We start from the raw sequence: 26,331 nt of genomic DNA, 5'->3' as shown, positions 1-26,331 counted from the left end.
GCTCGCGATGGCGTCTTTTCAGACGACTACAAACTCAACTCTCTGTTCGAAGCCTTCAGGAATTCCTGCTTCAACTCGGCAAACGTATGCACCGCCGGAAACTGCGGAAACTCGCGAATCACATTCTCCGGCGCATGAAACAGAATCCCCGCATCCGCCTCGCCCAGCATCGTCGTGTCGTTATACGAATCCCCCGCCGCAATCACCCGGTAATACAGGCTCTTGAACGCCAGCACCGACTGGCGCTTGGGATCTTTCTGACGCAACTGATAGCTGGTCACCCGCCCGGTTTCGTCAGTGATCAGACGATGGCAAAGCAAGGTCGGGAAGCCCAGTTGGCGCATCAGCGGCTGGGAAAATTCATAGAACGTATCCGACAGAATCACCACCTGAAAGCGCTCACGCAGCCAGTTGACGAACTCCACTGCGCCGTCCAGCGGCTTCAGGGTGGCGATCACTTCCTGAATGTCCGACAGCTTCAAGCCGTGCTCGTCGAGGATGCGCAGACGCTGCTTCATCAGCACGTCGTAATCGGGAATGTCCCGGGTGGTGGCCTTGAGGGATTCGATTCCGGTTTTTTCGGCGAAGGCGATCCAGATTTCCGGCACCAACACCCCTTCAAGATCCAGGCAAGCAATTTCCACAAGACACTCCCGTTTGTATTGATTATTTGAGTCGAGCGAGGCCGAACTCTAGCGGCTCACATGCAGACGCGCAACGCACAGCACGCCCCCGAGCCGTGCAGCTTTTTGTTACCATCAGCGCCATATAGAGCGCCCAGCGCCACCGACCTGTAGGAAGCCGCCCTGATGAGTGCAATGTTCGACGTCGTGGAACTCGCCACGACCTATGCCAATAAATCCGCCCAGGACATTCTGAAACTCGCGTTTGCCGAGTTCGGCGATGACCTGTGGATCTCTTTCAGCGGCGCCGAGGATGTGGTGCTGGTGGACATGGCCTGGAAGCTCAACAAGAACGTCAAGGTGTTTAGCCTCGACACCGGCCGCCTGCACCCAGAGACCTACCGCTTCATCGATCAGGTGCGCGAGCACTACAAGATCGACATCGAACTGGTGTCGCCGGACTACACGAAACTCGAACCGTTCGTGAAGGAAAAAGGCTTGTTCAGTTTCTACAAGGACGGCCATGGCGAATGCTGCGGCATCCGCAAGATCGAACCGCTGCGGCGCAAACTCTCCGGCGTCAAAGCCTGGGCCACCGGCCAGCGCCGCGATCAGAGCCCGGGCACGCGTAGCGCTGTGGCGGTGATGGAAATCGACACCGCGTTCTCCACGCCGGAGCGTACGTTGTACAAGTTCAACCCGTTGGCGCAGATGACCAGCGAAGAGATCTGGGGCTACATCCGCATGCTTGAGCTGCCGTACAACAGCCTGCATGAACGCGGCTTCATCAGCATAGGCTGCGAACCGTGCACCCGCCCGGTGCTGCCGAACCAGCATGAGCGCGAAGGCCGCTGGTGGTGGGAAGAGGCGACGCAGAAAGAGTGCGGACTGCATGCCGGCAATATCATTAGCAAGGCGTAACGCCCTGCCGCGCTGATTTCCCCCTGTAGGAGTGAGCCTGCTCGCGATAGCGGTGTCTCAGTCGATGAATTTTTTGGCTGATACACCGCTATCGCGAGCAGGCTCACTCCTACAAAGGTCACTAGCGACTCAATAAATGTGTACACAGTAATGTCACCATCGGTGCCATTTATGTGTGCACTTTTTTGTTTCCACGCCCTGAAAAGTTACATCACGCCTAAAAACTCCCCGCCCTCGCCCGCTGTCAAAATCCCCCGCCAAAAATAAATACTTGTTCAATCGGTCAATTTTTAACCAATTACTTTCAGACACTTAGCGCTCCTCGATAATTTTTCGAAATGAACACGGCTGCGCATAGATCGCCAACTGGCACAAATCTGGCTTTAGTGCATACATGTTTTGTATACAAAACTGCAAAACATACACACTTTCGATCCGCAAGCCTGAAGCGCCCTATCCCGTACAGGCTGCAGATGCCCCGTAACCAGTGATGTTCGCTGGCCGCGACGAAGATATGTCGAGCCTGAACGCTCATGCACAGTCATCGCGGCCCTGCACATCAGGAGCCTGCCGGAATGCGTACAAGTCTCTCCAATAACATCGCGCTGAATCTGCCCGCCTCTGCCCTCGACCAACCGTTACCCGATGACGGTCTGACCGAGCCGTTACAACTGAGCCCGCGCCTGCACAACAGCGATCTCGCGCCGACCAAGGCCGAGGGTCGGCGCTGGGGCAAATACAGCATCTTCGCCCTGTGGACGAACGACGTGCACAACATCGCCAACTACTCCTTCGCCATCGGCCTCTACGCTTTGGGCCTGGGAGGCTGGCAGATTCTGCTGTCGCTGGGGATTGGTGCGGCGCTGGTGTACTTCTTCATGAACCTGTCCGGTTACATGGGGCAGAAAACCGGCGTGCCGTTTCCGGTGATCAGCCGGATCAGTTTCGGCATCCATGGCGCGCAAATTCCTGCACTGATCCGGGCGGTTATCGCTATTGCCTGGTTCGGGATTCAGACGTACCTGGCCTCAGTGGTGTTCCGCGTACTGCTCACAGCGGTGCATCCCGGTTTCGCCGAATACGACCACAACGCGATTCTGGGTCTGTCGACTTTGGGTTGGGTGTGTTTCGTGGCGATCTGGTTCGTGCAACTGGCGATCCTTGCCTACGGCATGGAAATGGTGCGCCGCTACGAAGCGTTTGCCGGACCGGTGATTCTGCTGACCGTGGCCGCCCTCGCCGCGTGGATGTACTTCCAGGCCAACGCGACCATCGCCTGGTCGATCCGCGAACCACTGACCGGTGGCGAGATGTGGCGCAACATCTTTGCCGGCGGCGCTTTGTGGCTGGCGATCTACGGCACGTTGATCCTCAATTTCTGCGACTTCGCCCGCTCTTCGCCATGCCGCAAGACCATCAAGGTAGGAAACTTCTGGGGTTTGCCGGTGAATATTCTGGTGTTCGCCGCGATCACGGTCCTGCTCTGCGGTGCGCAATTTCAGATCAATGGCCGGATCATCGAAAGCCCGACCGAGATCATCGCCTCGATTCCCAACACCTTCTTCCTGGTGCTCGGTTGCCTGGCATTCCTGATTGTCACCGTGGCGGTGAACATCATGGCCAACTTCGTCGCCCCGGCCTTCGTGCTGAGCAACCTGGCGCCGAAGTACCTGACGTTCCGCCGCGCCGGGCTGATCAGCGCGACCATCGCCGTGCTGATCCTGCCGTGGAATCTCTACAACAGCCCGCTGGTGATCGTGTACTTCCTGTCCGGTCTCGGCGCCCTGCTCGGCCCGTTGTACGGCGTGATCATGGTCGACTACTGGCTGATCCGCAAAGGTCGGATCAACGTACCGCAGCTCTACAGCGAAGACCCGAACGGCGCTTATTACTACAGCCGAGGAATCAATTTCCGTGCGGTGGCGGCATTTATTCCTGCGGCGCTGATCGCGATCGTCCTGGCCTTGGTTCCCGGTTTCCACAGCGTCTCGCCGTTCTCCTGGCTGATCGGCGCCGGGATCGCCGGAATGCTTTACCTGATCATCGCCAAACGCCAACCGCACTACGCCGACATCAGCGGCGAATCGATCGCTGTCGACAACGTCTGCCATTAACTCCCTCGCGGCCCGGACTTCGGGCCGCAGAACTGCCCGCTATAAGGATTTCCCCATGCGTATTCTCGTGGTCAACGTCAACACCACCGAATCCATCACTGAGGCCATCGCCCGTTCGGCGCAGGCCGTTGCTTCGCCCGGAACGGAAATTGTCGGTTTGACGCCGTACTTCGGCGCCGATTCGATTGAAGGCAACTTCGAAAGCTATCTGGCGGCCATCGCGGTGATGGATCGGGTGATGTCCTACGATCAGCCGTTCGATGCGGTGATTCAGGCCGGTTATGGCGAACATGGCCGTGAAGGTTTGCAGGAATTGCTCAATGTGCCCGTAGTGGACATCACCGATGCGGCGGCGAGTACGGCGATGTTTCTGGGGCACGCGTATTCGGTGGTGACCACACTGGATCGCACCGTGCCGCTGATCGAGGATCGGCTGAAATTGTCCGGTCTGTGGGATCGTTGTGCATCGGTGCGGGCCAGTGGCCTGGCCGTTCTAGAGCTGGAGCACGAGCCGCAGCGCGCGCTGGAAGCGATCGTGCATCAGGCGGAGTTGGCGGTGACGCAGGACAAAGCCGAGGTGATCTGCCTGGGTTGCGGCGGCATGGCCGGGCTGGATGAGCAGATTCGTCGACGTACTGGCGTGCCGGTGGTGGATGGGGTGACGGCGGCGGTGACGATTGCGGAATCGCTGGTTCGACTGAAGTTATCAACCTCGAAAGTGCGAACTTACGCGACGCCACGGCCGAAGAACATTATTGGCTGGCCGGGGCGGTTTGCCCGCTGAATTCTTCATCGTAGACCGAGTCGCTCCATTCGCGAGCAGGCTCGCTCCCACAGGGGAAACGCATTCCAAATGTGGGAGCGAGCCTGCTCGCGAAGGCAACAACTCGATCTGATACCTTGCTCAGATAGCACTGAACCGCTGCGCCAACCCCCGCTCCGCAAACTGCTCAATCAGAAAATCGACAAACGCCCGCGTCTTGCCCGGCAACAACTTATGCTCGGCGTAGTAAATCGAGATGTTGCCGTCATCGACAAACCAGTCCGGCAACACCCGCTGCAACGTCCCCGCCTGCAGATAGCCCACCGCAAACGGCATACTCACCAGCGCGATTCCCAAGCCTTGTGCTGCAGTCCTGCAAGCGGCCTCGGAATCACTCATGGTCATTCGCGCCTTGAGCATCAACGGCCGACAATTCTGTGGATTGCGTCCGGTCAATTGCCAGGAACGCACGCGTCCGGTTTGCGGCGAGCGGATCAGAATGCCGTCGTGATGGCTGAGGTCGTCCGGTTCGATGATCTCGGGATTGGCCTGTAAATAGTCGGTGGACGCGACCAATATCCGATGCGCCGGGCTCAACTTGCGTGCGATCACGCCTTGCGGCAGTTCGAAACCGCCACCGATGGCCGCATCAAAGCCCTGGGCGATCAGATCGACCTGTCGATTATCGAAGTGCCAGTCCGGATTGATCGCCGGATATCGTCGTAGAAACTCACCGAGCATCGGCACGATATGCAGACAGCCAAATGCTGCGCCCATGCTGACTTTCAGCGTTCCCGCCGGACGCCCTTCGACGCTAGAGAGATTTGCCACGGCATTTTGAATCGTCGTAAGACTTCCGCTGACTTGATCCAGAAACAGTTGCCCGGCCTCGGTCAGTGTCAGGCTGCGTGTACTACGCTGGAACAGCCGCACACCGAGCCGCACCTCGAGTTTGGCCACACTCTTGCCGACTGCCGCCGGGGTCAGACTCAAGCGTCGCGCGGCCTCGGCAAAGCTGCCGACTTCGGCGCTGCGCACGAAGCATTCAATGCTGCTGAAGGTTTCCATGATCGTCACTATAAACTTCTGGTTTACACAGACTATAGCAATCATGGTCTACACAGTTGTCGATACCACGCCGATACTCGCCACCAACACCAAGGCATTCCCGCCTTGAACACTCTGGAGATCGAACATGACCACTCAACACCTCAGCGGCAAAGTCGCTCTGATTCAAGGCGGTTCCCGTGGTATCGGCGCAGCCATCGTCAAACGTCTGGCCGCTGAAGGCGCCGCTGTAGCCTTCACTTACGTCAGCTCCAGCGCAAAAGCCGAAGAGCTGCAGAACAGCATCACCGCAAACGGTGGCAAAGCCTTGGCGATCAAGGCCGACAGCGCCGATGCCGCTGCCATCCGCCACGCCGTCAGCGCCACCGTCGAAGCTTTTGGCCGCCTCGACATTCTGGTCAACAACGCTGGCGTGCTGGCCGTCGCACCACTGGAAGACTTCAAACTTGAAGACTTCGACCAGACCGTAGCGATCAACATTCGCAGCGTCTTCATCGCCTCGCAGGAAGCCGCCAAACACATGGGCGAAGGCGCGCGCATCATCAACATCGGCAGCACCAACGCTGACCGCATGCCCTTCGCCGGCGGCGGTGTGTATGCAATGAGCAAATCGGCGCTGGTCGGTTTGACCAAAGGCCTGGCCCGCGACCTCGGCCCACGCGGCATCACCGTCAACAACGTGCAGCCCGGCCCGGTCGACACCGACATGAACCCGGCGCATGGTGATTTCGCCGAGAGTCTGATTCCGCTGATGGCGGTGGGTCGTTACGGTAAAGCCGAAGAAATCGCCAGCTTCGTCGCTTATCTGGCAGGTCCGGAAGCCGGCTACATCACCGGTGCCAGCCTGACCATCGACGGTGGTTTCGGCGCCTGATTTTCCGAGTCGCCTGAACGAAAAACGCCGCCCCTCTTTTCACAGAGGGGCGGCGTTTTGTTGTGTCAGATGTTTACGCCCATTCCAGCGCCGGCAAACCACAGGCACTGGGCGTGAACGCTTTCAGAGTACGAAGAATCCCGTCAGCGTGTGCGTATTTTTCATCGGCCATGGCGGCATCGGGGATGGCGATCGCTGTCATGCCCGCGGCTTTCGCAGCGGTCACGCCAAACGGCGAATCCTCGAACACCAGGCAATCCTCAGGTGCCACGCCCAGACGGCGAGCGGCGGTGAGGAAAATATCCGGTGCCGGTTTGGCCGCGCCGACTTCCGGATCGTCTGCAGTGACGATGAAGTCGAACAACGCAAACCAGTCGCGGTGCAGCGTGGTTTTCTGCCCGAACGATTGACGCGACGAGCTGGTACCCACGGCAATCGGGATGTTGTGCGCCTTGAGATGGCGAATCAGCTCCTCGGCACCGGGCATCGCCTGCGCGGTGGGGAAACGCTCACGCATCAGCGGTTCACGGATGACCAGAAACTCTTCGGCGGTGATCGGCAGATCCAGCGCCTGCACCACGTAATTGGCCAGATCGTTGGCCCCGCGACCAATGATGTTCTGCTTGACGCTCCAGTCGAAGGTGCGCCCGTAACGCTGGGCAATCAGCGAGGTAACCTCGGTATAAATGCCCTCGGTGTCCAGCAGCAAACCGTCCATATCGAAAATCACGGCCTTGATCGGGCCGAACGCCTTCAGCGGTGCATTCATCATCGGATCCGTTAACAAAGACATCCCAGGCGGCAGGTGATGCCGCTGCTCGGATCTGATTAAAGGGTTCAGCAGCATAACGAGCGCGACAGACATTGAGCAACGGGCAATGTTTGTTGGGCGATGAACTACTCGCAGACATTTAGCGAAACATCCTACAGACATCACCTACTCGCCCGACTTCTTTCCTGTTTGATCCCCCGCAAAGTCCCCGCACCTTTTTGATGTGCGCGAGAGACTGCGAATGCTTCCAACCGATCGGCTGCTGGCCCTGAACAACAGCATCGGCCTGCTCGTTGTTGCTGCTTTGAATCCCGATGAGCCGGACTTCGAACATCTGATCCGCGAATTCCGCCTGTGCCTGAACCACTACGACGCCTGGGCCGAGCAGTTCTGGACAGGCGCCGCGCTGGATATCGAGCAGGTGTTCACTGTCGGCAACGACGTGCGCCTCAGCGCGCCGATCAAGTCGCAACAACCGCTCAGTTCATCGATGGTCATGTGCTCGGCCAGCGGGACGTTGACGCTGGTGCACATGTTCGAGGCCGCGCGGTTCGTGCCGATTGGCAACACCCCGGTGACGCTCGAACCGGTGCTTGCCGATGTCGGCGGCGTGCTGACTTTCGGCGAAGCGCTGCATTACACCATCGGCCCCAGCGGCATTCTGCAAGTGACCGACTGCGATCGGGGCCAGCGTTATCGCATCACCTTCTTTCCCGATGTGTCCACCGACCATGTGCGTGCTCTGTATGCCTCTTATGAAGGTGTCATTGCAGGCCTGGAAGGCTGGCTGCGCGATGAGTGGACAGGGTTTCAACCCCAGTGGACGGAGTTTTCCAGCGCCGGATTTCTTCAGCGTTACGGTCAGCTGCAACAGGCCGACTGGCGTGGATTCGAGAAAGCACTGAATGGTGTTTGGGATGACATCAAACAGGTATTCGCCCTGCTCGCCGATCTGCAGGCCAACAGTGAAAAATTGCTGGAATACCTCAGCGAGGCCGAGCTTGAGGCGTTATTGAATGCCTCCAGCGACGCCATTGCCAACGGCTTGTTGATCCTCAGTGACGAACCTCTTCTGTTTATTCATCTGGCCGCGTTTACCAGTTGGCTGAAGATGCTACCGCCGCAGTATCTGGCTGAAGTGGTGGCCGAGGTGCGGGTCGAACTGCTGATCAGCTTTCTGTTGATGGGGTTGTCGGGTGGTGTCGGCGTGCCGGTGCGCCTGAGCAGCAAAGTGCTGGCGAAGATCAAGTCGCCGCGCGCTCGGGAGTGGTTGGCGGCCTCTGCGTTGCGCTTGGCCGAACTGACGTCCTCGGCGGATTTGACGCGGCATGCCAGCGTTTTGAAGCCGCTGATGCTCAATGTGCGTGACGTTGAGTTGAAACCGACACCGGCGATACCGCTGAACATTCGTCAGGCCGACTCGCTGGTGTTGACGGTGCCGAATCCGGCGCCTGTTGTGCGGGACAAGTCTGGCGCTTCGAGCCGGTTGGAACGGCATGAGCCTCACGACGACTCGCCGGATCAGGCGAAAAACCCCAACGGCGACAGCGCCGATTGCGTGCCCTTCACCTGCACCAATGGCTGCCCGGTATCGATGGTCACCGGTGAGGAACTGCTGACCCTGAGCGATGCCGTGCTCGATGGCGTGTTGCCGTTTGAGTTCACGCGGTTGTATCGCTCTAGCGCCGCCGAGATCGATGTCGGGCTGGGGTTTGGCTGGAGTCACTCGCTGGCGCATCGGCTCGCGTTTGAGGGTGACTTTGTTGTCTGGGTCGACCATGAAAACCGTCGAACACGGTTTCCGCTTCCTGGCGTTTCGCGCCCGGCGATTCACAACAGCCTGTCGCGGGCGGCGATTTTCCTGGGCGATGAACCGGAAGAGCTGATCCTCGCACTGGCCGGGGACGCGGCGCGGTTTTATCACTTTCGTGCAGGACGGCTGACAGCGATCAGCGATGCCTATGGCAATCGTCTGACAGTGCAGCGCGATCGATCTGACCGGGTGCAGCGCCTGGACAACGGCGCCGGGCGCTCGCTGCTGTTGCGGTATGACCGCGCGCAGTTGCTCGGTGTTGATTACCAAGTGTTTCGCGACGGTGCCTGGAGTACCGAGCAAGCGCTGGTCAGTTACCGCTACGACGCCTATCAGCACCTGATCGAAGCCAGCAATGCCGTCGGTGAAAGCGAGCGTTACGACTACGACGACGCTCACGTGATCCTGCAGCGGCAACTGGCCGGCGGCGCGAGTTTTTTCTGGGAGTGGGAGCGCTCGGGCAAGGCTTCTCGCTGTGTCAGGCATTGGGCCTCGTTTTCGCAGATGGACACGCGCTACGTCTGGAACGACGACGGCAGTGTCGCGGTGCATTACGTCGATGGCACTGAAGAGACGTACGTTCACGACGAGCGTGCGCGGCTGGTGCGTAAAGTCTCGGCGGACGGTGGCGAACAGCTCAAGGCTTATGACTCCTCGGGGCGTTTGATTGCCGAGCAGGATGCCTTGGGCGCCGTCACCGAATACCGCTACGACGAGGTCGGACGGCTGGTGGCGCTGATTCCGCCGGACGAGGCGCCCACGTCCTACGAGTATCGCAACGGTTTCCTGCATAAACGCTCTCGCGGTGACGCGGTGTGGATCTACCGGCGCAATGCCGAGGGTGATGTCACCGAAGCAGTCGACCCCGACGGCCAGGTCACCCATTACTACTACGACACCCGGGGACAGTTGCTGTCGATCCGTTATCCGGACAGCAGTCGGCATCGCCTGGTCTGGAATAACCTCGGCCAACTCATTGAAGAGACTTTGCCCGACGGCGGCGTGCGGCGCTTTTCCTACGATGCACTGGGGCGGCGGACCACGACTGCGGACGAACACGGTGCGGTCACCCGTCAGCATTGGGACGCCGTTGGCCGACTGATTCAGACGACATTTCCTGACGGTGCGACCCGCGCCTACAGCTACGGCGCCTACGGTCAGGTCACTGCCGAGCGCGATGAGCTCGGGCACATCACCCGCTACGAATACGACGATGACCTGCACCTGGTCTCGCGGCGGATCAACCCCGATGGCACACGGGTGCAGTACCGCTACGACCATGCGCAACTGCTGCTCACCGAGATTGAAAACGAATCGGGGGAAAAGTACCGGCTGGATTACACACCGACCGGGCTGATTCGTCAGGAAAGCGGTTTTGACGGCCGGCGCACGGCGTACGCCTATGACCTCAACGGCCATCTGCTGGAGAAGACCGAGTTCGGTGATGACGGCTCTTGTCTGCTCACCGCTTATGAGCGCGATGCGGCCGGACGTCTTCTGGTCAAAACCCTGCCCGACGGCCTCAAGGTTGTTTATCAATACGACCGTCTCGGCCGACTGATCGGTGTTGATGACGGCCAGCAACACCCGCTGGCCTTCGAGTACGACCGCCAGGACCGGCTGATCACCGAGCATCAGGGCTGGGGCACTCTGCGCTACCGCTACGACGCCTGCGGCCAGCTCAAGCGCATGCGTCTGCCGGACAACAGCGTGCTCGACTACCGCCACGCCAAGGGTGGCGCGCTGACCGGCATCGACCTCAATGGGGCCGAGTTGAGCCGTCACGTCTATCAGTCCGGACGCGAACGGCAACGCCAGCAGGGCCTGCTGCTCAGCGAATATACCTACGACGATCAGGGACGATTACTCGCCCACGCCGTAGGCCATCAGCGCGATGCGTTGTACCGCCGCGATTATGCCTACAACAACGGCAATCTCGCGCACATTGCTGACAGCCGCCACGGCCAGCGCACCTACGGTTACGACGCCCTCGACCGGCTGATCCGCGTACGCCACTCACGCGACGAACTGCCGGAAAGCTTCGCCCACGACCCGGCCGGCAACCTGCTGATGCAGGACCGCCCCGGCCCGAGTCAGATCAAAGGCAACCGCCTGCTGCTGCAAGGCGACCGCCACTACGATTACGACGCCTTCGGCAACCTGATCCGCGAACGCCGCGGCCGCGCCCAGACACTCGTCACCGAATACCGCTACGACTGCCAGCACCGCCTGATCGGCCTGACCCGCCCCGACGGCCAGACCGCGACTTACGCCTACGATGCTTTCGGCCGACGCATCCGCAAAACCGTCGGCGACGCCACCACCGAATTCTTCTGGCAAGGCGACCACCTCGTCGCCGAAAGCAGCGAACACGAATACCGCAGCTACGTCTACGAACCCGGCACCTTCCGCCCCCTCGCGCTGCTCGACGGCAAAGGCCCGAAAAAAGCCTGCCCGTTCTACTACCAACTCGACCACCTCGGCACCCCGCAGGAACTCACCGACTACAGCGGCGACATCGTCTGGTCCGCGCAATACGACGCCTACGGCAAAGTCGCCGCACTGACCCTGGCCGGCGAAGACTACCTGAACCAGCCGCTGCGCTTTCAGGGGCAGTACTTCGACGGCGAAAGCGGCCTGCATTACAACCGGCACCGGTATTACGACCCGAGGCTGGGGCGGTATCTGACGCCGGATCCGATCAAGTTGGCCGGTGGGTTGAATCAGTACCAGTACGTGCCGAATCCGACGGGGTGGGTGGATCCGCTGGGGTTGAACTCCAATTGTCCACCCAAAGGTCGAAAATCGATCGATTGTCCAAAACCTGATGAAGTTGAGCTTCCACAGGTTTCCAGGCGCGGTGCATTCAGGCAGGCAAAAGTTGATGCCGGAATACCGAAAGGGCAACAGCCTGACATTCAAATTGATGAGGTAAGTGGCAGGCAGAAGCAGTTCACCTATGCCAACATGACGGATAGAAAAGGAAATAACATTCTAGACAGCAGCGGAAAGCCGATTATAACCAGAGAATATAGATTCACCCGAGAGGATGGTTTTATATTGACACTCCAAGACCACTCAGCGGGACATAAATATGGAGATATAAATAATCGAGGAGATCAAGGACCTCACATAAACATACGACCCGCGGATGACACACGCAATGGCAAAGTAAAAAACACGAACGATCATTATCCATTCAAGGGAAGATAATGAAATACTGGAATGAGATAGAAGGCAGCAAATTCTTCAATATGGTATTCAGCAGGAATATATCTATTGGGGAGATCAAGTTATTTGCTTTAAACATGGACAACAATCTTTCAACATTGACATTGGCATTTGATATTAGAGAAACGCCGGACACTCCTCCGAAAAAATGGGAATCCATAGGATACAATGCTTGCCGAATCGGAATAACATGCGGTGAAATTAGAGATTTTACGACATCCAACATTCCAACTCAAAAAAACCTAAGTCTATCCATACAAACCATTGAGGACAGATATTTGATTTCAGCTACATCAAGCACTTCGAATGTAACATTCACCACATCATCATTAAGACTGAGAGATCCTAGCGTATATTTAACAGACTTACCTTTCTAAAATTTATTGAGCGACGAGTGCTCTGTTACCGTGAGGCGTCATAAAAATTTTATATAGATACAGAGAGCAGTTCGACATCCAATTGCTCAGCATGATTCTACACAATTTGAAATTCTCTAAATCCGAGATCTCACATTGTTAGCACTACAAAAAAACGCCTATACCTTGACTCGCTCACCAGTTCAATGACTGGCGGGCAGCCGTTTTTAGTCGCTAACAAATTTGTAGGACCTCTTGAACTCAGGCCCTTAAAATCCGGATTCAGACGCTCAGTTCTTCTCAAACATCCGATGACTGCTCATCCTCATCCTCTTCATACTCCATATCCGCCTCATCCGAATCATTCAGCGGCACCGTCGCATCATCCATCAACGACCCCGGGTCCTCATTCCCCGGGTCATTGATAAATGGAAGTCCACTCGAACCTTTCTCTTCCTTGCCTTCAGTTTCGGGAGTCATGGCAAACCTCGTCATCTGGTGGAGTGTATGACTTTCGAAAAGCCCTACAGCCAATCGTTCCAGAGTCCGACGAGCAAATGCAAAAAACCCGGCAAAATGCCGGGTTTCCGTTTAACCCACCATCAATGATGGCGGTTTTTATGTTTGTTCTTGTGTTTGTGACCACCACCCGAATGAGAGCCACCATCGTCACCGAGGTTATTACCGACCGCACCACCCGCCGCGCCGCCCAACCCTGCGCCAATGGTCGAACCCGTAGAGCCGCCGAGGCTGTTGCCGACGACCGAGCCACCCGCCGCGCCGAGACCACCGCCAATGGCCGCTTCGGTTCGATTGCGTTTATTCGCCCCGACGGCACTGCCGGCCGCGCCGCCAACACCCGCACCTACCGCCGCGCCAGTACTGCCACCGAGTTGTCCACCGACCACATTGCCGAGCGCGCCGCCCAAGCCGCCACCCACAGCGGCGGTGCCATCACCGGCGGCCATAGCCCCCTGAGCGACCAGCAACCCGAAAAACAGTGCAGATAATGACAATCGCATATGAACCTCACAGTTCCCGAAGCGGGACAGTCCGCCCAGACATGGGCCTATGTGAGATTGGAGACGCAAACGGGAAAAACGTTCAGCCATGAAAAAGCCCGACATCAAGCCGGGCTTTTTCGGACAAACGATCAGTCTCAGTGACGCTTGTGACCTTTGGACAAGTTGCTGCCCACCGCGCCACCAGCTGCGCCGCCCAGGCCTGCACCAATCGTGGCGCCGGTTCTGCCGCCCAGGCTGTTGCCGATCACCGAACCGCCAGCTGCACCAACACCACCGCCAATCGCCGCTTTCGTCCGGCTACCCTTACGCGCCGCCATTGCGCTACCTGCCGCGCCAGCAACGCCTGCGCCAATTGCCGCGCCAGTGCTGCCGCCCATTTTCTGGCCGACCACATTACCCAGCGCGCCACCCAGACCACCGCCCAGCGCCGCGGTGCCATCGCCGGCAGCCATTGCACCTTGAGCAACCAGAAGCCCCAGAACCAGAGCAGGCAGTGTTAAACGCATGACGAAAACCTCAAAAATTGGGATGACAAAAAGGGCCGGGATTTAATGCCGTCGCCGCGAAAAAGTCCAGCCGAAATCAGTGGCTTCGCGCACTTGGCGCCGATTGGACAGCGATTCCGGAAAAGGTTTTATGACAGGCAAAAAAAAGCCCGCTGGGGAGACGGGCTGGAGACTTGCTTTCTAACGGATGGCTTCACCCTACCGGGGTAGACGTGAAAAGTTTGTGAAAGCCCACTGCATTCGCCACCAAACTGCGTAGGACATGTCCTCACTCAATCAGCCATAAAAAACCCCGTTCAATGACGGGGTTATGCCAGTGACAGATTATTTTCTGGATCGCGCGCTGACTTTGGGCAGAAATTTTGCCTTCGGCCCTTTCGGTGCTGTGGATTTGATCTTGCCGGTCTGTACCCGGTCCTCGCCAAAGCCTGACTGGTACTCGGTCTGACCGCACCGTACACAGTTATTGAAGGAAAATTCAGCGCCATCGTCTTCGATATACGGATCAGTCATACCATCGCCCCTTCGCCACCGGTCGACACCGGCAAAAACCCATTCGCCTGAAAAAATATCGACCTCCAACGCTTTTGAGACTAGCTGGTCATTCCTGGACTTGTTATTCAGATCTCCTGATGCCCGACGAATGGCCTACAAAAACTCAACGCGAAGAATTGCCATTGGTCCTGCACCGCTAAAGAATTCCGGAGGTAGGCCGTTGCCCTTTTTCATACAAATGAATCTCAAGGAGAGAACATGCAAATCAACGGATTCCCGAATCTACCTGTCGTAAAGCTCACGGACGAACAAATCGCAGCCGGCAAAGCCGGGGCGGAAAAACTCAAGGACAAGATCGCTTCCGGTGAAATCACCATCAAATATCCGGGCCCCGATACGCCGGTTCTGCAGCCTGGCGTCATTTACCATCCGAGCCAGCCAGTGCAACCGAACCAACCTTCCGACACACCTCCGCTTGTCGCCATCGACACGCCGCTCACCTATGACGCGAGAGGCGCTGTGATCCTCAAGCCACAAGGCTGATTACACAGAAAGATTGAGCCCGTTCAATCTCTGAACGGGCTCACACACCGTCAAGCAAACTCAGCGCAACTTCACCGCCGTTCCCGTCGCAAACACCACAACCATCCCGCCCTTGCCGCCGGGCATGCTGATCTCGAAATCCACCCCGACCACCGCATCAGCCTGCAGAGCACGCGCACGCTCCCGTATTTCTTCGGTCGCCTGAATACGCGCCTCCTTCAAAGCCCGCTCCAGGGTCTGCGAACGCCCGCCGAAAAAGTCGCGCATACCGGCAAACATGTCACGGATCACATTCACGCCCTGCACCGACTCGGCACTGACGATGTCCAGATAGGCCGTGATCTGCCGGCCTTCAATGGCGTGAGTGGTGGAAATGATCATGGAATGGCGTTCCTTTACTGATAGATAAGTCGGCGATTGTAATCGCTCAACGCTGAACTCAACTCGCCGCCAATAAAATCCGGACGCCAGAATGCACAAAACCCCTGACTTCTCTCGAAGTCAGGGGTTTTGTGTACTTAATGTGGCGGTGAAGGAGAGATTCGAACTCTCGATACAGTTTCCTGTATACACACTTTCCAGGCGTGCTCCTTAAGCCACTCGGACACTTCACCGTATCTCTTCAAACATGTTCTGTCTGTCGAGGCGCGCTAATGTAGTCGAAAGCTTTTGCGATGGCAAACTTTTTTTCAGAATTTTCATGCGGTTAAGAGAAAAAGCCGTTTCGCCGACCGTCAGGCCATGGCAAACCGGCCAATCTTCGGTGGAGGTGACCCTTCTATATAGAAGCAGAATGCCTCGCCGTGCTGGCTACGCCGGGAAACGGTGACTGGCGGGTCAGTCACGGCGCTTTACCTGGCCTGCGGCGGTGGGTAACGTCTGCCCATCTTTCTTACAAGGAATAGCGTCATGAGTGAGTTGATTTCCTACCACCTCGAAGACGGTATCGCGACCCTGACCTTGAGCAATGGCAAGGTCAATGCCATTTCTCCGGACGTGATTGCGGCATTCAACGCGGCGCTGGATCAGGCAGTGACTGATCGTGCCATCGTGATCATTACCGGTCAGCCAGGGATTCTGTCCGGCGGCTACGATCTGAAAGTGATGACCGCCGGCCCTAAAGAAGCCGTGGCGCTTGTGACTGCCGGTTCGACGTTGGCGCGTCGCCTGCTCTCTCACCCGTTCCCGGTCATCGTCGCTTGCCCGGGTCATGCTGTGGCAAAAGGCGCTTTCATTCTGTTATCTGCCGACTACCGTATCGGCGTCGACGGTCCGTTCAGCATCGGCCTGAACGAAGTGCAGATCGGCATGACCATGCACCACGCTGGTATCGAGCTGGCGCGTGATCGTCTGCGTCGTTCGGCGTTCCACCGCTCAGTGATCAACGGCGAGATGTTCGATCCGCAAAGCGCCGTGGATGCCGGTTTCCTCGACAAAGTGGTTTCCGCCGAGGAGTTGCAAGGTGCCGCCCTCGCCGCTGCGCGTCAGCTGAAGAAGATCAACATGCTCGCGCACAAAAACACCAAGTTGAAAGTACGCAAGACGCTGCTGGAAACCCTGGATAACGCGATCATCCAGGATCAGGAACATCTCGGTTAACCCCAGACACATGCAATAAAGAAAAGCCCGACCATCGTGTCGGGCTTTTTCTTGCACGCTCGGTTGAAGACGCCGTGGCTGCTCTAGGACGGGTCTGACAAGCAAGTCTGAAACATGCGCTTAAACATCGGCTATCTCCGCACTCTATAGCGGCAATTGCCGAAAACAGTGCACATCCGTACACTGCGCCACCTTTTGTCCCGGTGGGGCCTGAAAATGCTGTTCGTGTTTCGTATGTTATTGATGGGCCTGCACTTTATTCTGGCGGGTGTGCTCGGGGTGATCCTCGGGATCTGCCGTCCGTTCAATCCGGACAACAGCCGTCTGTGCGCCCGCCTCTACGCATTGCCAGCCATGTGCATTTTGCGCCTGCGGGTGAAAACAGACGTCAGTGGCTTGATGAACAAGCCTGACAGCTGCGTGATCATCGCCAACCATCAGTCCAACTACGATCTGTTCGTGTTCGGCAACGTCGTGCCCCGTCGTACTGTGTGTATCGGCAAGAAGAGCCTGAAGTGGGTGCCGCTGTTCGGGCAACTGTTCTGGCTGGCTGGCAATGTACTGATCGATCGCGGGAATGCGCACAAAGCGCGCCAGTCGATGCTGACCACCACCAATACCTTGCAGAACGAAGACACCTCGATCTGGGTGTTCCCGGAAGGCACGCGCAACCTCGGCGAAGAATTGCTGCCCTTCAAGAAAGGCGCGTTCCAGATGGCAATTGCCGCTGGTGTACCGATCGTTCCGGTTTGCGTGAGCAGTTACATCAAGCACATGCGTCTGAATCGCTGGCGCAGCGGGAAAGTCCTCATACGCTCGCTGCCGGCAATTCCCACAGCCGGATTGACCATGGATGACATGCCCATGCTCATCAATCAGTGCCGCGAACAGATGCGCGAGTGCATCGATTCGATGGATCGACAGCTACAAGCCGCGTGAAAAGCAAACCCGCCCTGTGCGGGTTTTCTTTTGCCCGGTGAACTGTACAGATTTCACTGACTCTCAAGCAGCGACACGGCTAAGCTGAAGCCTTGCATTCCCTGCCACCTGCCAAGAAGAAGTGAATCACCACCATGGGTCGAGTTGTTGCTGCTGCGGTGTACAGCGCAGGCAAGAAAGTCACCAATATTAGCCTCGACGAAGGCGCCGCCTGGGCCGCGAAAACCGGACATTTTGTCTGGATCGGTCTGGAAGAGCCGGACGCTCAAGAACTGTCCAATCTGCAACGTCAGTTCAACCTGCACGAACTGGCCATCGAAGATGCTCTGGAAAAACACAGTCGACCGAAGCTGGAAACCTTTGGCGACGCTTTGTTTATCGTCACCTACTCGCCTATACGCGAAAACGGCGTTCTGCAATTTATCGAGACGCACATCTTTGCCGGCAAGGGCTACATCATCACCGCGCGTAACGGCCACTCGGCGTCCTACGCCCATGTCCGCCAACGTTGTGAGGCGCGTCCACTGTTGCTGGAGCATGGGGAAGATTTCGTACTCTATGCGCTGCTCGATTTCGTCATCGAGAACTATCAGCCAGTCGGTGAAGCGATCCATGCCGAAATCGATGAACTGGAGCGCAACGTGCTGTGTAGCGCACTGAATGAGCGTGACATTCAGAGGCTGCATGGCTTGCGCCGTGACGTTGTACGCCTGCGCCGGTACGCGGCGCCGATGGTGGAGATTGGCGAGGAACTGCAGAAGCTGAGTTTCCCGTTCATCGACAAGAACATGCGCCCGTACTTCCGCGATGTGCAGATCCACGTCACGCGGCAGATGGAAGACCTGAGCACGCTCGCCGACATTGCCAGCCAGACCATTGAGATTGGGGTATTGCTCGAGGCCTCACGGCAAAGCGTGGTGCAGCGCAAATTTGCTGCCTGGGCGGCGATTCTGGCGTTTCCGACGGCGGTGGCGGGGATTTACGGGATGAACTTCCAGAACATGCCGGAGTTGAGTTGGCACTACGGCTATTTCGGCGTGCTGGGGTTTATTGCGGTGGGGTGTGTGAGTTTGTGGGCGAGTTTCAAGAAATCCGGGTGGCTGTAGAGCAGACCGAGTTGTCTGGAACATTCGCGAGCAGGCTCGCTCCCACATTGATCGGTGGCGCACCGAAAATCTAATGCGGGAGCGAGCCTGCTCGCGAAGCTTTTGGCCTTAGACAGTTTCTGGCTTATGCGCCACAAAACGCATCATCCACTCCGCAACCGTCGCACCATGGTGCTCTTGCTCCAGACTCGCCACGCCTTTGCTGTATATCTGCGAACCGAGCGCCTCCTGGCGCAAATCGAGCAATGCCCGCGAATAATCGTGGATGAACTCCGGGTGCCCCTGGAAGCACAGCACCTGATCATTGATGTGATACGCCGCGAACGGGCAGAAATCGCTGGAAGCAATAACCGTCGCGTTTTCCGGCAGCGCTGTGACCTGATCCTGATGGCTGATCAGCAGCGTCAGTTCCTCACGCACCGGGCTCATCCAAGGCGCCTTCGCCGCCAGTTTGTAGTTATGGGTGCCTACACCCCAACCTTGCGTCGCACGCTCGCTCTTGCCACCGAGCAACAGCGCCAGCAGTTGATGGCCGAAGCACACGCCGAGCAGTTTGTCGCCACGCTCGTAACGTGTCAGCAGATATTCCTTGAGGGTCTGGATCCACGGATCAGTACCGAACGAGTCAGCCTTGCTGCCGGTGACCAGGTACGCGTCGAAGCTCAGGTCGTCGCTCGGGTATTCGCCCTGCATCACGTTGTAGACGGTGAACTCGGCGGCAATCGGTTGCTGCGAGAACAGGCGCTGAAACATCTGCCCGTAACCCTGATATTGATCGACCAGTTCCGGACGCAGGATGTCGGTTTCCAGAATGCAGATGCGTAGCGACATAAAAAATACCTGACACGTGATGGGAATAATGAACACCCCAGAGCCTGCCTTGAAACACCCTGGCAAGGCAAGCCCCGGAATGCTCGCTGCCCTTAGAACATTTCACCTTTCGCTGATTTATCCAACAGCAACGCAGGCGGCGCAAAACGCTCGCCATATTGCTCAGCCAGATACTGCGCGCGAGCGACGAAATCTTTCACGCCATACTGGTTGATGAACTGCAACGCACCGCCCGTCCACGCGGCAAAACCGATACCAAAGATCGAACCGACATTGGCGTCCGCCGTCGAAGTCAGCACACCTTCCTCAACACAGCGCACGGTTTCGATGGCTTGTACAAATAGCAGCCGATCACGCACATCCTTGGGCGAAATCTGCCCGTCGACCTTCTCGAAACGCTCCTTCAGTTCTGGCCACAAATGTTTCTGTGCACCCGCTGGGTAATCGTAAAAACCGCCACCCGCCGCTTTGCCCGGGCGCTTGTATTCATTCAGCAGCAAGTCAATCACGGCGAAGGCCGGGTGCTCAATCAGCGATTTCCCTTCTGCTTGTAGGTCCTTGGCAGTTTGCTGACGGATATGGCTCATCAGGCTGAGGGAAACTTCGTCGGAGATCGCCAGAGGTCCGACCGGCATCCCGGCCTTGCGCGCTTCGGTCTCGATCATTGGCGCGCTCACGCCTTCACCAAGCATGGCAATGCCTTCATTGGTGAACGTGCCGAATACCCGCGAGGTAAAGAAGCCGCGACTGTCGTTGACCACAATCGGGGTCTTCTTGATTTGCAGGACGAAATCGAAACCTCGAGCCAGGGTTTCGTCGCTGGTCTGCGCGCCTTTGATGATTTCCACCAGCGGCATTTTTTCCACCGGGCTGAAGAAGTGCAGACCGATGAATTTTCCAGGATCAGGCACAGCCTTTGCCAGGCCGGTGATCGGCAGCGTCGATGTATTCGAGGCGATGACAGCTTCGGCGCCGACAATTTGCTGGGCGGCAGAGGAAACCTTGGCCTTGAGATCGCGATCTTCAAACACCGCTTCGATGATCAGATCGCAACCCGCGAGGTCCGCATCACTTTCGGATGGGGTGATGCGCGCCAACACCTCATCACGCTTCGAAGCATCCATCTGACCGCGAGCGACTTTCTTGTCCAGTAACGCTGCAGAATGTGCTTTGCCCTTCTCGGCGGCCGCCAGATTGACGTCCTTGAGCACCACTTCAATACCCGCCGAAGCACTGACAAAGGCAATCCCCGCGCCCATCATCCCTGCGCCAAGCACGCCAACCTTACGCGTGACATACGGCGCAAAGCCCTGCGGCCGCGAACCGCCAGCATTGATCTCATTGAGCTGAAACCAGAACGTGCCGATCAGGTTTTTCGAAATCTGCCCGGTGGTGAGTTCAGTGAAGTAACGGGTTTCGATCAGATGTGCAGTGTCGAAATCGACCTGAGCGCCCTCGACTGCCGCGCAGAGGATTTTCTCCGGCGCCGGCATTGTCCCTTGGGTCTTGCTGCGCAGAATCGACGGCGCAATCGCCAGCATCTGCGCGACTTTCGGGTTCGACGGCGTGCCGCCCGGAATCTGATAACCCTTCACATCCCAGCGCTGCACTGCCGTCGGGTTGGCAACGATCCAGGCGCGCGCCTTGGCCAGCATTTCATCGCGGTTCGCCGCCAGTTCATCAATCAAACCCGCCTGCAACGCCTGTTGCGGACGCACTTTCTTGCCTTCGAGCAAATACGGCAGCGCCTTCTCGATGCCCAGCATGCGCACCATGCGCACCACCCCGCCGCCGCCCGGCAACAGGCCGAGAGTCACTTCCGGCAGACCGAGCTGCACCGATGCATCGTCCAGCACCACGCGATGATGACAGGCGAGGCAGATTTCCCAACCGCCGCCCAGCGCCGCGCCGTTGATCGCCGCGACCACCGGTTTGCCAAGGGTTTCCAAAGTACGCAATTGCGCTTTGAGGGTCAGCACCATGTCGTAGAAAGCTTTGGCTTCAGGCTTGCCGACCTTGATCAGCTCATTGAGGTCGCCGCCGGCAAAGAAAGTTTTCTTCGCCGAGGTGATGATGACCCCGGCAATGTGGTCTTTTTCATCCACCAGACGGGCGACACATTCGGCCATCGCCTCGCGGTACACGGCGTTCATGGTGTTGGCGCTTTGGCCCGGCATGTCGATGGTCAGCACGACGATAGCGTCCTGGCCTTTTTCGTAACGAATGGCTTCGCTCATAACAAGGTTCCTTGTATTCGGGGCTCAGAGGCGTTCGATGATGGTGGCAATGCCCATGCCGCCGCCGACGCACAGCGTCGCCAGGCCATAGCGCAGGCGCCGGGCTTCCAGCTCATCGAGCAAAGTCCCGAGGATCGCGCAACCGGTGGCGCCCAGCGGGTGGCCCATGGCGATGGAGCCGCCGTTGACATTGACCTTGTCCGGATCGACAGCCATGTCCTTGATGAATTTCAGCACCACCGAAGCGAACGCTTCGTTGACCTCGAACAGGTCGATGTCTTCAACGCGCAACCCGGCTTTGGCCAGTGCCTTGCGCGTCGCCGGCGCAGGGCCGGTGAGCATGATGGTCGGGTCGGTACTGGTGACCGCTGTGGCGACAATGCGCGCCCGCGGTTGCAGGCCCAGCGCCCGTCCTTTGGCTTCAGAGCCGATCAACATCAGCGCCGCGCCATCGACGATCCCGGAACTGTTGCCCGGCGTGTGCACGTGGTTGATTCGCTCGACATGGCTGTAGACCCGCAATGCCGTCGCGTCGAAACCCATCTGCCCGATCATTTCGAAGCTCGGCTTGAGCTTGCCCAAGCCTTCAAGGGTCGACTCGGCACGAATGAACTCATCATGATCGAGCAGGATGATGCCGTTCTGGTCCTGCACCGGTACCAGCGACTTGTTGAACGAGCCGTCAGCCCGCGCCCGTGCGGCTTTCTGTTGCGAGTGCAAGGCGTAGGCATCGACGTCCTGTCGACTGAAGCCTTCCAGCGTGGCGATAAGGTCCGCGCCAACACCTTGCGGGGTGAAATGACTGTGCAGATTGGTCTGCGGGTCCAGCGCCCAGGCGCCGCCATCGCTGCCCATCGGCACCCGCGACATCGACTCGACGCCACCGACCACCACCAGGTCTTCGAAGCCCGAACGCACTTTCATCGCGCCAAGGTTGACCGCTTCCAGTCCCGAGGCGCAGAAACGGTTGATCTGCACACCCGCGACGCTGACGTCCCAATCGGCCACTTGCACGGCGGTTTTGGCGACGTCCGAGCCCTGATCGCCAATCGGCGTGACGCAGCCGATCACCACGTCATCGACCTGACTGGTGTCCAGCGAGGTACGTTCCTGCAGCGCGGTCAGCAGACCGGCCAGCAGATTCACCGGTTTAACGCTGTGCAGAGCGCCATCGGCCTTGCCTCTGCCACGGGGCGTGCGTAACGCATCGAATATCAAAGCTTGGGTCATGACGTCCTCGAACCTGTGCGTGGAGTGGTTTCTTGCCTCCACTCTTCGCCCGAGCGCTCTCGGATTCAATGACCACAGCGCTCAATGCGCTTGACGCACCCGCTCAGACGGACGGTCATTGGCCAGCGGGTGAACCGGTTCAGGTCGGCGAGTTGTCTAGCCAGCGGGCGGCAAAGAAGCTGGCATTACGCCTCATGCCTTTTTAATCGCAGTTTCCCAGCACTCCATACGAAATGGATCTAAGCCAAGCGTGACGCGGGCCCTAAGGTAGTACATGTACGTCAGGGTCGTCGGGTTTTGCCGAGGCCGACGTTCTTCAACAGGAAGTGCAGCGCTTGCCGTCATGGATATGCAGGCAAGCATCAGGAAATAACAATAAAGGCGGTCAAGCCATGTTCAAACAACCGAAAGTTCGTCAAGCAGGGCTCATTCTTTTCGCCACGACGCTGTTGTTGATTTTGCCGAATCTGACCAAGGTCATCGGCTGAATCGAGCGGCAGGTGCTGTTCATCGCCACTGAAAATGTGACTGGCCCGCTACCCGGGCCAGCGTGGCTGTGCCAACCTTTGCGCACTCTCACGACATGGACGGCGATCATTTGAAAGCGCTCATTGTGTTCGGGGCAATGCTGCTGAGCATGCCCTTGTCTGCCGCACAGTTGGATCTGCAGCTGGGCGCAAACAGCCGCACCTGGCAGACCGAGGAATTACTCAAGCATCCTCAAGTGCAAACCCTCACCATCAAAAACGATGTGTCCTACAAAAAGGACATGACCTATCGCGCCGTGCCCGTGGCCGCGCTGCTGACCGGGATCAAACCGCAAGATCACCTGCAAGCGGTGGCGCTGGACGGGTTCGCGGCCGAGCTGGCCGCAGCGCCGCTGCTCAACGCAAAAGGCGCACGGGCCTGGCTGGCCATTGAGGATCCGGCTCAGCCGTGGCCAGCGCTGTCAGAGGGCAAGCACAGCGCCGGGCCGTTCTATCTGGTCTGGACCGATCCGCAGGCCGGTAATATCAGCCCGGAGCAATGGCCGTTCGAAGTCGCGAGCATCAAGCGCATGGCGCCGGTGGCTGAGCGCTTCCCGGCCTTGTTGCCCAATCCTGCGTTGAAGGCGGATGACCCGGTGAATCGCGGGTTTGCGCTGTTTCAGAAGAATTGTCTGGCGTGTCACCGATTGAACGGTGCGGGGGATGCGCAGTTCGGGCCGGACTTGAACATTCCGTATAACCCGACCGAGTATTTCGGCGCGGATTTCCTCAAGCGTTACATTCGTGATCCGCAGAGTTTGCGTCAGTGGCCGCAGGCGAAGATGCCGGGGTTTTCGGTGGAGGTGTTGCCGGATGGCGATTTGCAGATGTTGGTGGGATATTTGAAACACATGGCTGGGCGCAAGGTTAAGCCCTGAGCACATTTCCTTGTAGGAGTGAGCCTGCTCGCGATAGCGGAGTGTCAGACACTGATAATTCAACTGTCAGACCGCTATCGCGAGCAGGCTCACTCCTACAAGGGTTTTGTGTTAGCCCGTTACTGTTGTTGTACGGAGATGACTGGGGTTGGTGAGACGAACACTTTCGCATGCATCTGCTCACACCCACCGCCCCGGCGCATGCCGCGCACCGGGCAGGCATCCAGATAATCCAGACCCACCGCCAGTTTCAGATGCCGCTCCGGCCGCGCCAGTTCATTGGTCACGTCAAAGCTGTACCAGGCGTCATCCAGCCAGGCCTCCGCCCAGGCATGGCTGGCCAGATGCTCGCAATCTTCGCTGTACAAGTAGCCCGACACATAACGCGACGGAATCCCGAGACTACGTGCACAAGCCAGGAACGCGTGAGCGTGATCCTGACAAACCCCGGCACGCCCGGCGAAGGCTTCCGCCGCGCTGGTGTCGACTTCGGTGGAACCCGGAGTGTAGGTCATGTGCTGATTCAAACCGTGCATCAGATCGATCAGCGCGGTGCGATCGCGCCGCTGCTTGCAGGATCTCTCGGCGAACGCGCGCAATGCCTCGTCGGCCTCGGTCAATCGGGTAAAGCGCAGGAACGGCAGCGCCGACTGACTCTCATGCTCGGCCTCGCGCAGCTCATCGATATCAACCTGACCGCGAGCACCAATGATGATCGCTTCGTGCGGTTCATCCATGGTCAGCACGTGCAGGATGTTGCCGAACGGATCGAGTTGCGCGCGCACCGGGCGTGGCAGGTCGAGTTGCCAGCTCAACACGTGCTGACGCTCGCTGTCGTGGGGTGTCAGCCGCAGGTACTGGATGCTCGCCCGCACCTGATCTTCGTAGTGATAGGTGGTCTCGTGGCTTATGGAAAGTCTCATGCAGCCTCCAGGTAGGAACTGTGAATGGCGTTACCCAACTGGCGCACCAGCGGGATGAATTCGGTCAGCCAGGCGTGCAGGCCTTCCTCGAGAATTTCGTTGATGCCGGTGTAGCGCAGGCGCGCGTCCATCTCTGCCGCGAGGCGCTGGGCCGGTCGGCCATTGGCGCCGGGCAACTGCGCGAGAATCTGATCGATCTCCTCGGTGCAGGCGCGCAGTGAACGAGGGACATCGGCACGCAACAGCAGCAACTCGGCGACGTGACGGGCGCCGGGCGCATCGCGGTAGATTTCGGTGTAGGCCTCGAATGACGACAAGGCGCGCAGCAAGGCACTCCACTGGTAATAAGCGTGTGCCGTGCCGTCACTGACCGCTTCAGCCTGATCGCCGGCCATTTCATAACGTGCATCGAGCAACCGCAGGGTGTTGTCGGCGCGCTCGATAAACGTGCCGAGACGAATAAAGCGAAACGCATCGTTGCGCATGATCGTGCCGTAGGACGCGCCACGAAACAGGTGCGAGCGTTCCTTGATCCATTCGCAAAAGCGGCTCATGCCGTAACGGCTCAGACCCTGCTCGGCGATCCCGCGAATCTCCAGCCACGTCGCGTTGATGTTTTCCCACATGTCTGCGGTGATGCGTCCACGTACAGCATGGGCGCTGGCCCGCGCCGCGCCGAGGCAACTGTAGATGCTCGCCGGATTAGCCGCATCAAGGGCAAAAAAGTGCAGCAGGCGTTCGGCATGCAACGCGCCGTGACGCTCCAGATAATCATCAAGGGTGCCGGTGATCAGCAGCGGCATCGCCAGTTCGTGCAGACCATCGCCGCGACCGTCCTGCGGCATCAGCGACAGCGAATAACTGATGTCGAGCATCCGGGCGAGGTTTTCCGCCCGCTCCAGGTAACGCGACATCCAATACAGATCCGAGGCAGTTCTACTTAACATGGCAAGCTTC

24 protein-coding genes and 1 tRNA gene are annotated in these 26,331 nt (G+C 58.2%); 11 read left to right on the top strand and 14 right to left on the bottom strand.

The window, feature by feature from the left end; translation table 11 throughout:
• Positions 1 to 26 precede the first annotated feature (26 nt).
• Positions 27 to 644, bottom strand: coding sequence for a bifunctional phosphoserine phosphatase/homoserine phosphotransferase ThrH (gene thrH / locus CCX46_RS09490; RefSeq protein ID WP_095047760.1), 618 nt, complete (start codon positions 642 to 644; stop codon positions 27 to 29).
• Between the two features lie 165 nt (positions 645 to 809).
• Here thrH and CCX46_RS09485 point away from each other — a divergent pair, with 165 nt between their 5' ends.
• From CCX46_RS09485 to CCX46_RS09475, 3 genes are all read left to right on the top strand, one after another.
• The gene (locus CCX46_RS09485; RefSeq protein ID WP_127926476.1) at positions 810 to 1,544 is read left to right on the top strand and encodes a phosphoadenylyl-sulfate reductase; all 735 of its coding nucleotides are present in this window, start codon (positions 810 to 812) and stop codon (positions 1,542 to 1,544) included.
• A gap of 575 nt (positions 1,545 to 2,119) precedes the next feature.
• A complete protein-coding gene (locus CCX46_RS09480) occupies positions 2,120 to 3,658 on the top strand; it encodes an NCS1 family nucleobase:cation symporter-1 (RefSeq protein WP_127926475.1) in 1,539 nt (512 codons plus the stop codon).
• 55 nt (positions 3,659 to 3,713) lie between these two features.
• Positions 3,714 to 4,442, top strand: coding sequence for an aspartate/glutamate racemase family protein (locus CCX46_RS09475; RefSeq protein WP_102900795.1), 729 nt, complete (start codon positions 3,714 to 3,716; stop codon positions 4,440 to 4,442).
• 120 nt (positions 4,443 to 4,562) lie between these two features.
• Here the strand turns inward: CCX46_RS09475 and CCX46_RS09470 are convergent, their stop codons facing one another.
• Positions 4,563 to 5,489, bottom strand: coding sequence for a LysR family transcriptional regulator (locus CCX46_RS09470; RefSeq protein WP_127926474.1), 927 nt, complete (start codon positions 5,487 to 5,489; stop codon positions 4,563 to 4,565).
• Between the two features lie 127 nt (positions 5,490 to 5,616).
• Between CCX46_RS09470 and CCX46_RS09465 the strand changes: the two genes are divergently transcribed.
• On the top strand, positions 5,617 to 6,363 hold the full coding sequence (locus CCX46_RS09465; RefSeq protein ID WP_127926473.1) for a 3-oxoacyl-ACP reductase family protein: 747 nt from the start codon (positions 5,617 to 5,619) through the stop codon (positions 6,361 to 6,363).
• A gap of 73 nt (positions 6,364 to 6,436) precedes the next feature.
• Here CCX46_RS09465 and CCX46_RS09460 read toward each other — a convergent pair whose 3' ends face one another.
• Positions 6,437 to 7,132, bottom strand: coding sequence for an HAD-IA family hydrolase (locus tag CCX46_RS09460; RefSeq protein WP_026000652.1), 696 nt, complete (start codon positions 7,130 to 7,132; stop codon positions 6,437 to 6,439).
• Between the two features lie 244 nt (positions 7,133 to 7,376).
• On the opposite strand from CCX46_RS09460, the gene CCX46_RS09455 reads away from it, so the two are divergent.
• Together CCX46_RS09455 and CCX46_RS31120 are read left to right on the top strand one after the other, a co-directional pair.
• Positions 7,377 to 12,161: an RHS repeat-associated core domain-containing protein gene (locus CCX46_RS09455; protein ID WP_127926472.1), complete on the top strand. Its 4,785-nt coding sequence runs from the start codon at positions 7,377 to 7,379 to the stop codon at positions 12,159 to 12,161.
• A complete protein-coding gene (locus CCX46_RS31120; protein ID WP_127926471.1) occupies positions 12,161 to 12,556 on the top strand; it encodes an Imm50 family immunity protein in 396 nt (131 codons plus the stop codon). The genes CCX46_RS09455 and CCX46_RS31120 overlap by 1 nt, the downstream gene beginning before the upstream one ends.
• Positions 12,557 to 12,835: 279 nt before the next feature.
• Here CCX46_RS31120 and CCX46_RS09445 read toward each other — a convergent pair whose 3' ends face one another.
• The 4 genes from CCX46_RS09445 to CCX46_RS09430 form a co-directional block, all read right to left on the bottom strand.
• Positions 12,836 to 13,015, bottom strand: a complete 180-nt coding sequence (locus CCX46_RS09445; protein WP_127926470.1) for a hypothetical protein — start codon at positions 13,013 to 13,015, stop codon at positions 12,836 to 12,838.
• A 122-nt stretch (positions 13,016 to 13,137) separates the two neighbouring features.
• Positions 13,138 to 13,557 carry a YMGG-like glycine zipper-containing protein gene (locus CCX46_RS09440; RefSeq protein ID WP_007914081.1) on the bottom strand — a complete coding sequence of 140 codons (420 nt, stop codon included), beginning with the start codon at positions 13,555 to 13,557 and terminating at the stop codon, positions 13,138 to 13,140.
• 137 nt (positions 13,558 to 13,694) lie between these two features.
• Entirely contained in the window at positions 13,695 to 14,066 is a 372-nt protein-coding gene (locus CCX46_RS09435) for a glycine zipper domain-containing protein (RefSeq protein WP_016983669.1), read from the bottom strand.
• Between the two features lie 324 nt (positions 14,067 to 14,390).
• Positions 14,391 to 14,579 (bottom strand): hypothetical protein, encoded by a 189-nt coding sequence (locus tag CCX46_RS09430; protein WP_095050941.1) that lies wholly within the window; start codon positions 14,577 to 14,579, stop codon positions 14,391 to 14,393.
• A gap of 240 nt (positions 14,580 to 14,819) precedes the next feature.
• Here CCX46_RS09430 and CCX46_RS09425 point away from each other — a divergent pair, with 240 nt between their 5' ends.
• Positions 14,820 to 15,104: a hypothetical protein gene (locus CCX46_RS09425; RefSeq protein ID WP_127926469.1), complete on the top strand. Its 285-nt coding sequence runs from the start codon at positions 14,820 to 14,822 to the stop codon at positions 15,102 to 15,104.
• Between the two features lie 60 nt (positions 15,105 to 15,164).
• Here CCX46_RS09425 and CCX46_RS09420 read toward each other — a convergent pair whose 3' ends face one another.
• Both CCX46_RS09420 and CCX46_RS09415 read right to left on the bottom strand, forming a co-directional pair.
• Positions 15,165 to 15,485 (bottom strand): YbjQ family protein, encoded by a 321-nt coding sequence (locus CCX46_RS09420; RefSeq protein WP_016985528.1) that lies wholly within the window; start codon positions 15,483 to 15,485, stop codon positions 15,165 to 15,167.
• Positions 15,486 to 15,628: 143 nt separating this feature from the next.
• Positions 15,629 to 15,718: transfer RNA gene (locus CCX46_RS09415), tRNA-Ser, on the bottom strand.
• A 295-nt stretch (positions 15,719 to 16,013) separates the two neighbouring features.
• On the opposite strand from CCX46_RS09415, the gene CCX46_RS09410 reads away from it, so the two are divergent.
• The 3 genes from CCX46_RS09410 to CCX46_RS09400 all read left to right on the top strand — a co-directional run bounded on the left by CCX46_RS09410 (position 16,014) and on the right by CCX46_RS09400 (position 18,748).
• A complete protein-coding gene (locus tag CCX46_RS09410; protein ID WP_127926468.1) occupies positions 16,014 to 16,703 on the top strand; it encodes a crotonase/enoyl-CoA hydratase family protein in 690 nt (229 codons plus the stop codon).
• 216 nt (positions 16,704 to 16,919) lie between these two features.
• Entirely contained in the window at positions 16,920 to 17,642 is a 723-nt protein-coding gene (locus CCX46_RS09405) for a lysophospholipid acyltransferase family protein (RefSeq protein WP_127926467.1), read from the top strand.
• A gap of 134 nt (positions 17,643 to 17,776) precedes the next feature.
• Positions 17,777 to 18,748, top strand: coding sequence for a magnesium and cobalt transport protein CorA (locus CCX46_RS09400; RefSeq protein WP_127926466.1), 972 nt, complete (start codon positions 17,777 to 17,779; stop codon positions 18,746 to 18,748).
• Between the two features lie 108 nt (positions 18,749 to 18,856).
• Here CCX46_RS09400 and CCX46_RS09395 read toward each other — a convergent pair whose 3' ends face one another.
• The 3 genes from CCX46_RS09395 to CCX46_RS09385 all read right to left on the bottom strand — a co-directional run bounded on the left by CCX46_RS09395 (position 18,857) and on the right by CCX46_RS09385 (position 23,046).
• On the bottom strand, positions 18,857 to 19,579 hold the full coding sequence (locus CCX46_RS09395; protein ID WP_127926465.1) for an amidotransferase: 723 nt from the start codon (positions 19,577 to 19,579) through the stop codon (positions 18,857 to 18,859).
• A gap of 92 nt (positions 19,580 to 19,671) precedes the next feature.
• The gene (locus CCX46_RS09390) at positions 19,672 to 21,816 is read right to left on the bottom strand and encodes a 3-hydroxyacyl-CoA dehydrogenase NAD-binding domain-containing protein (RefSeq protein WP_127926464.1); all 2,145 of its coding nucleotides are present in this window, start codon (positions 21,814 to 21,816) and stop codon (positions 19,672 to 19,674) included.
• Between the two features lie 24 nt (positions 21,817 to 21,840).
• Positions 21,841 to 23,046: an acetyl-CoA C-acetyltransferase gene (locus CCX46_RS09385; RefSeq protein WP_127926463.1), complete on the bottom strand. Its 1,206-nt coding sequence runs from the start codon at positions 23,044 to 23,046 to the stop codon at positions 21,841 to 21,843.
• 583 nt (positions 23,047 to 23,629) lie between these two features.
• Here CCX46_RS09385 and CCX46_RS09380 point away from each other — a divergent pair.
• Positions 23,630 to 24,451 (top strand): c-type cytochrome, encoded by an 822-nt coding sequence (locus tag CCX46_RS09380; RefSeq protein ID WP_127930372.1) that lies wholly within the window; start codon positions 23,630 to 23,632, stop codon positions 24,449 to 24,451.
• 119 nt (positions 24,452 to 24,570) lie between these two features.
• Here CCX46_RS09380 and CCX46_RS09375 read toward each other — a convergent pair whose 3' ends face one another.
• Complete coding sequence (locus CCX46_RS09375) at positions 24,571 to 25,374, bottom strand: transglutaminase family protein (protein ID WP_038366909.1); 804 nt, start codon at positions 25,372 to 25,374, stop codon at positions 24,571 to 24,573.
• Complete coding sequence (locus tag CCX46_RS09370) at positions 25,371 to 26,321, bottom strand: alpha-E domain-containing protein (protein WP_007914063.1); 951 nt, start codon at positions 26,319 to 26,321, stop codon at positions 25,371 to 25,373. The genes CCX46_RS09375 and CCX46_RS09370 overlap by 4 nt, the downstream gene beginning before the upstream one ends.
• Positions 26,322 to 26,331 lie beyond the last annotated feature (10 nt).

It is taken from the genome of Pseudomonas sp. RU47 (assembly GCF_004011755.1).
Classification (GTDB): Bacteria; Pseudomonadota; Gammaproteobacteria; order Pseudomonadales; family Pseudomonadaceae; genus Aquipseudomonas.
The sequence above is the reverse complement of the archived record's forward strand: the minus strand, read 5'-3'. Positions and strand labels throughout refer to the sequence as shown.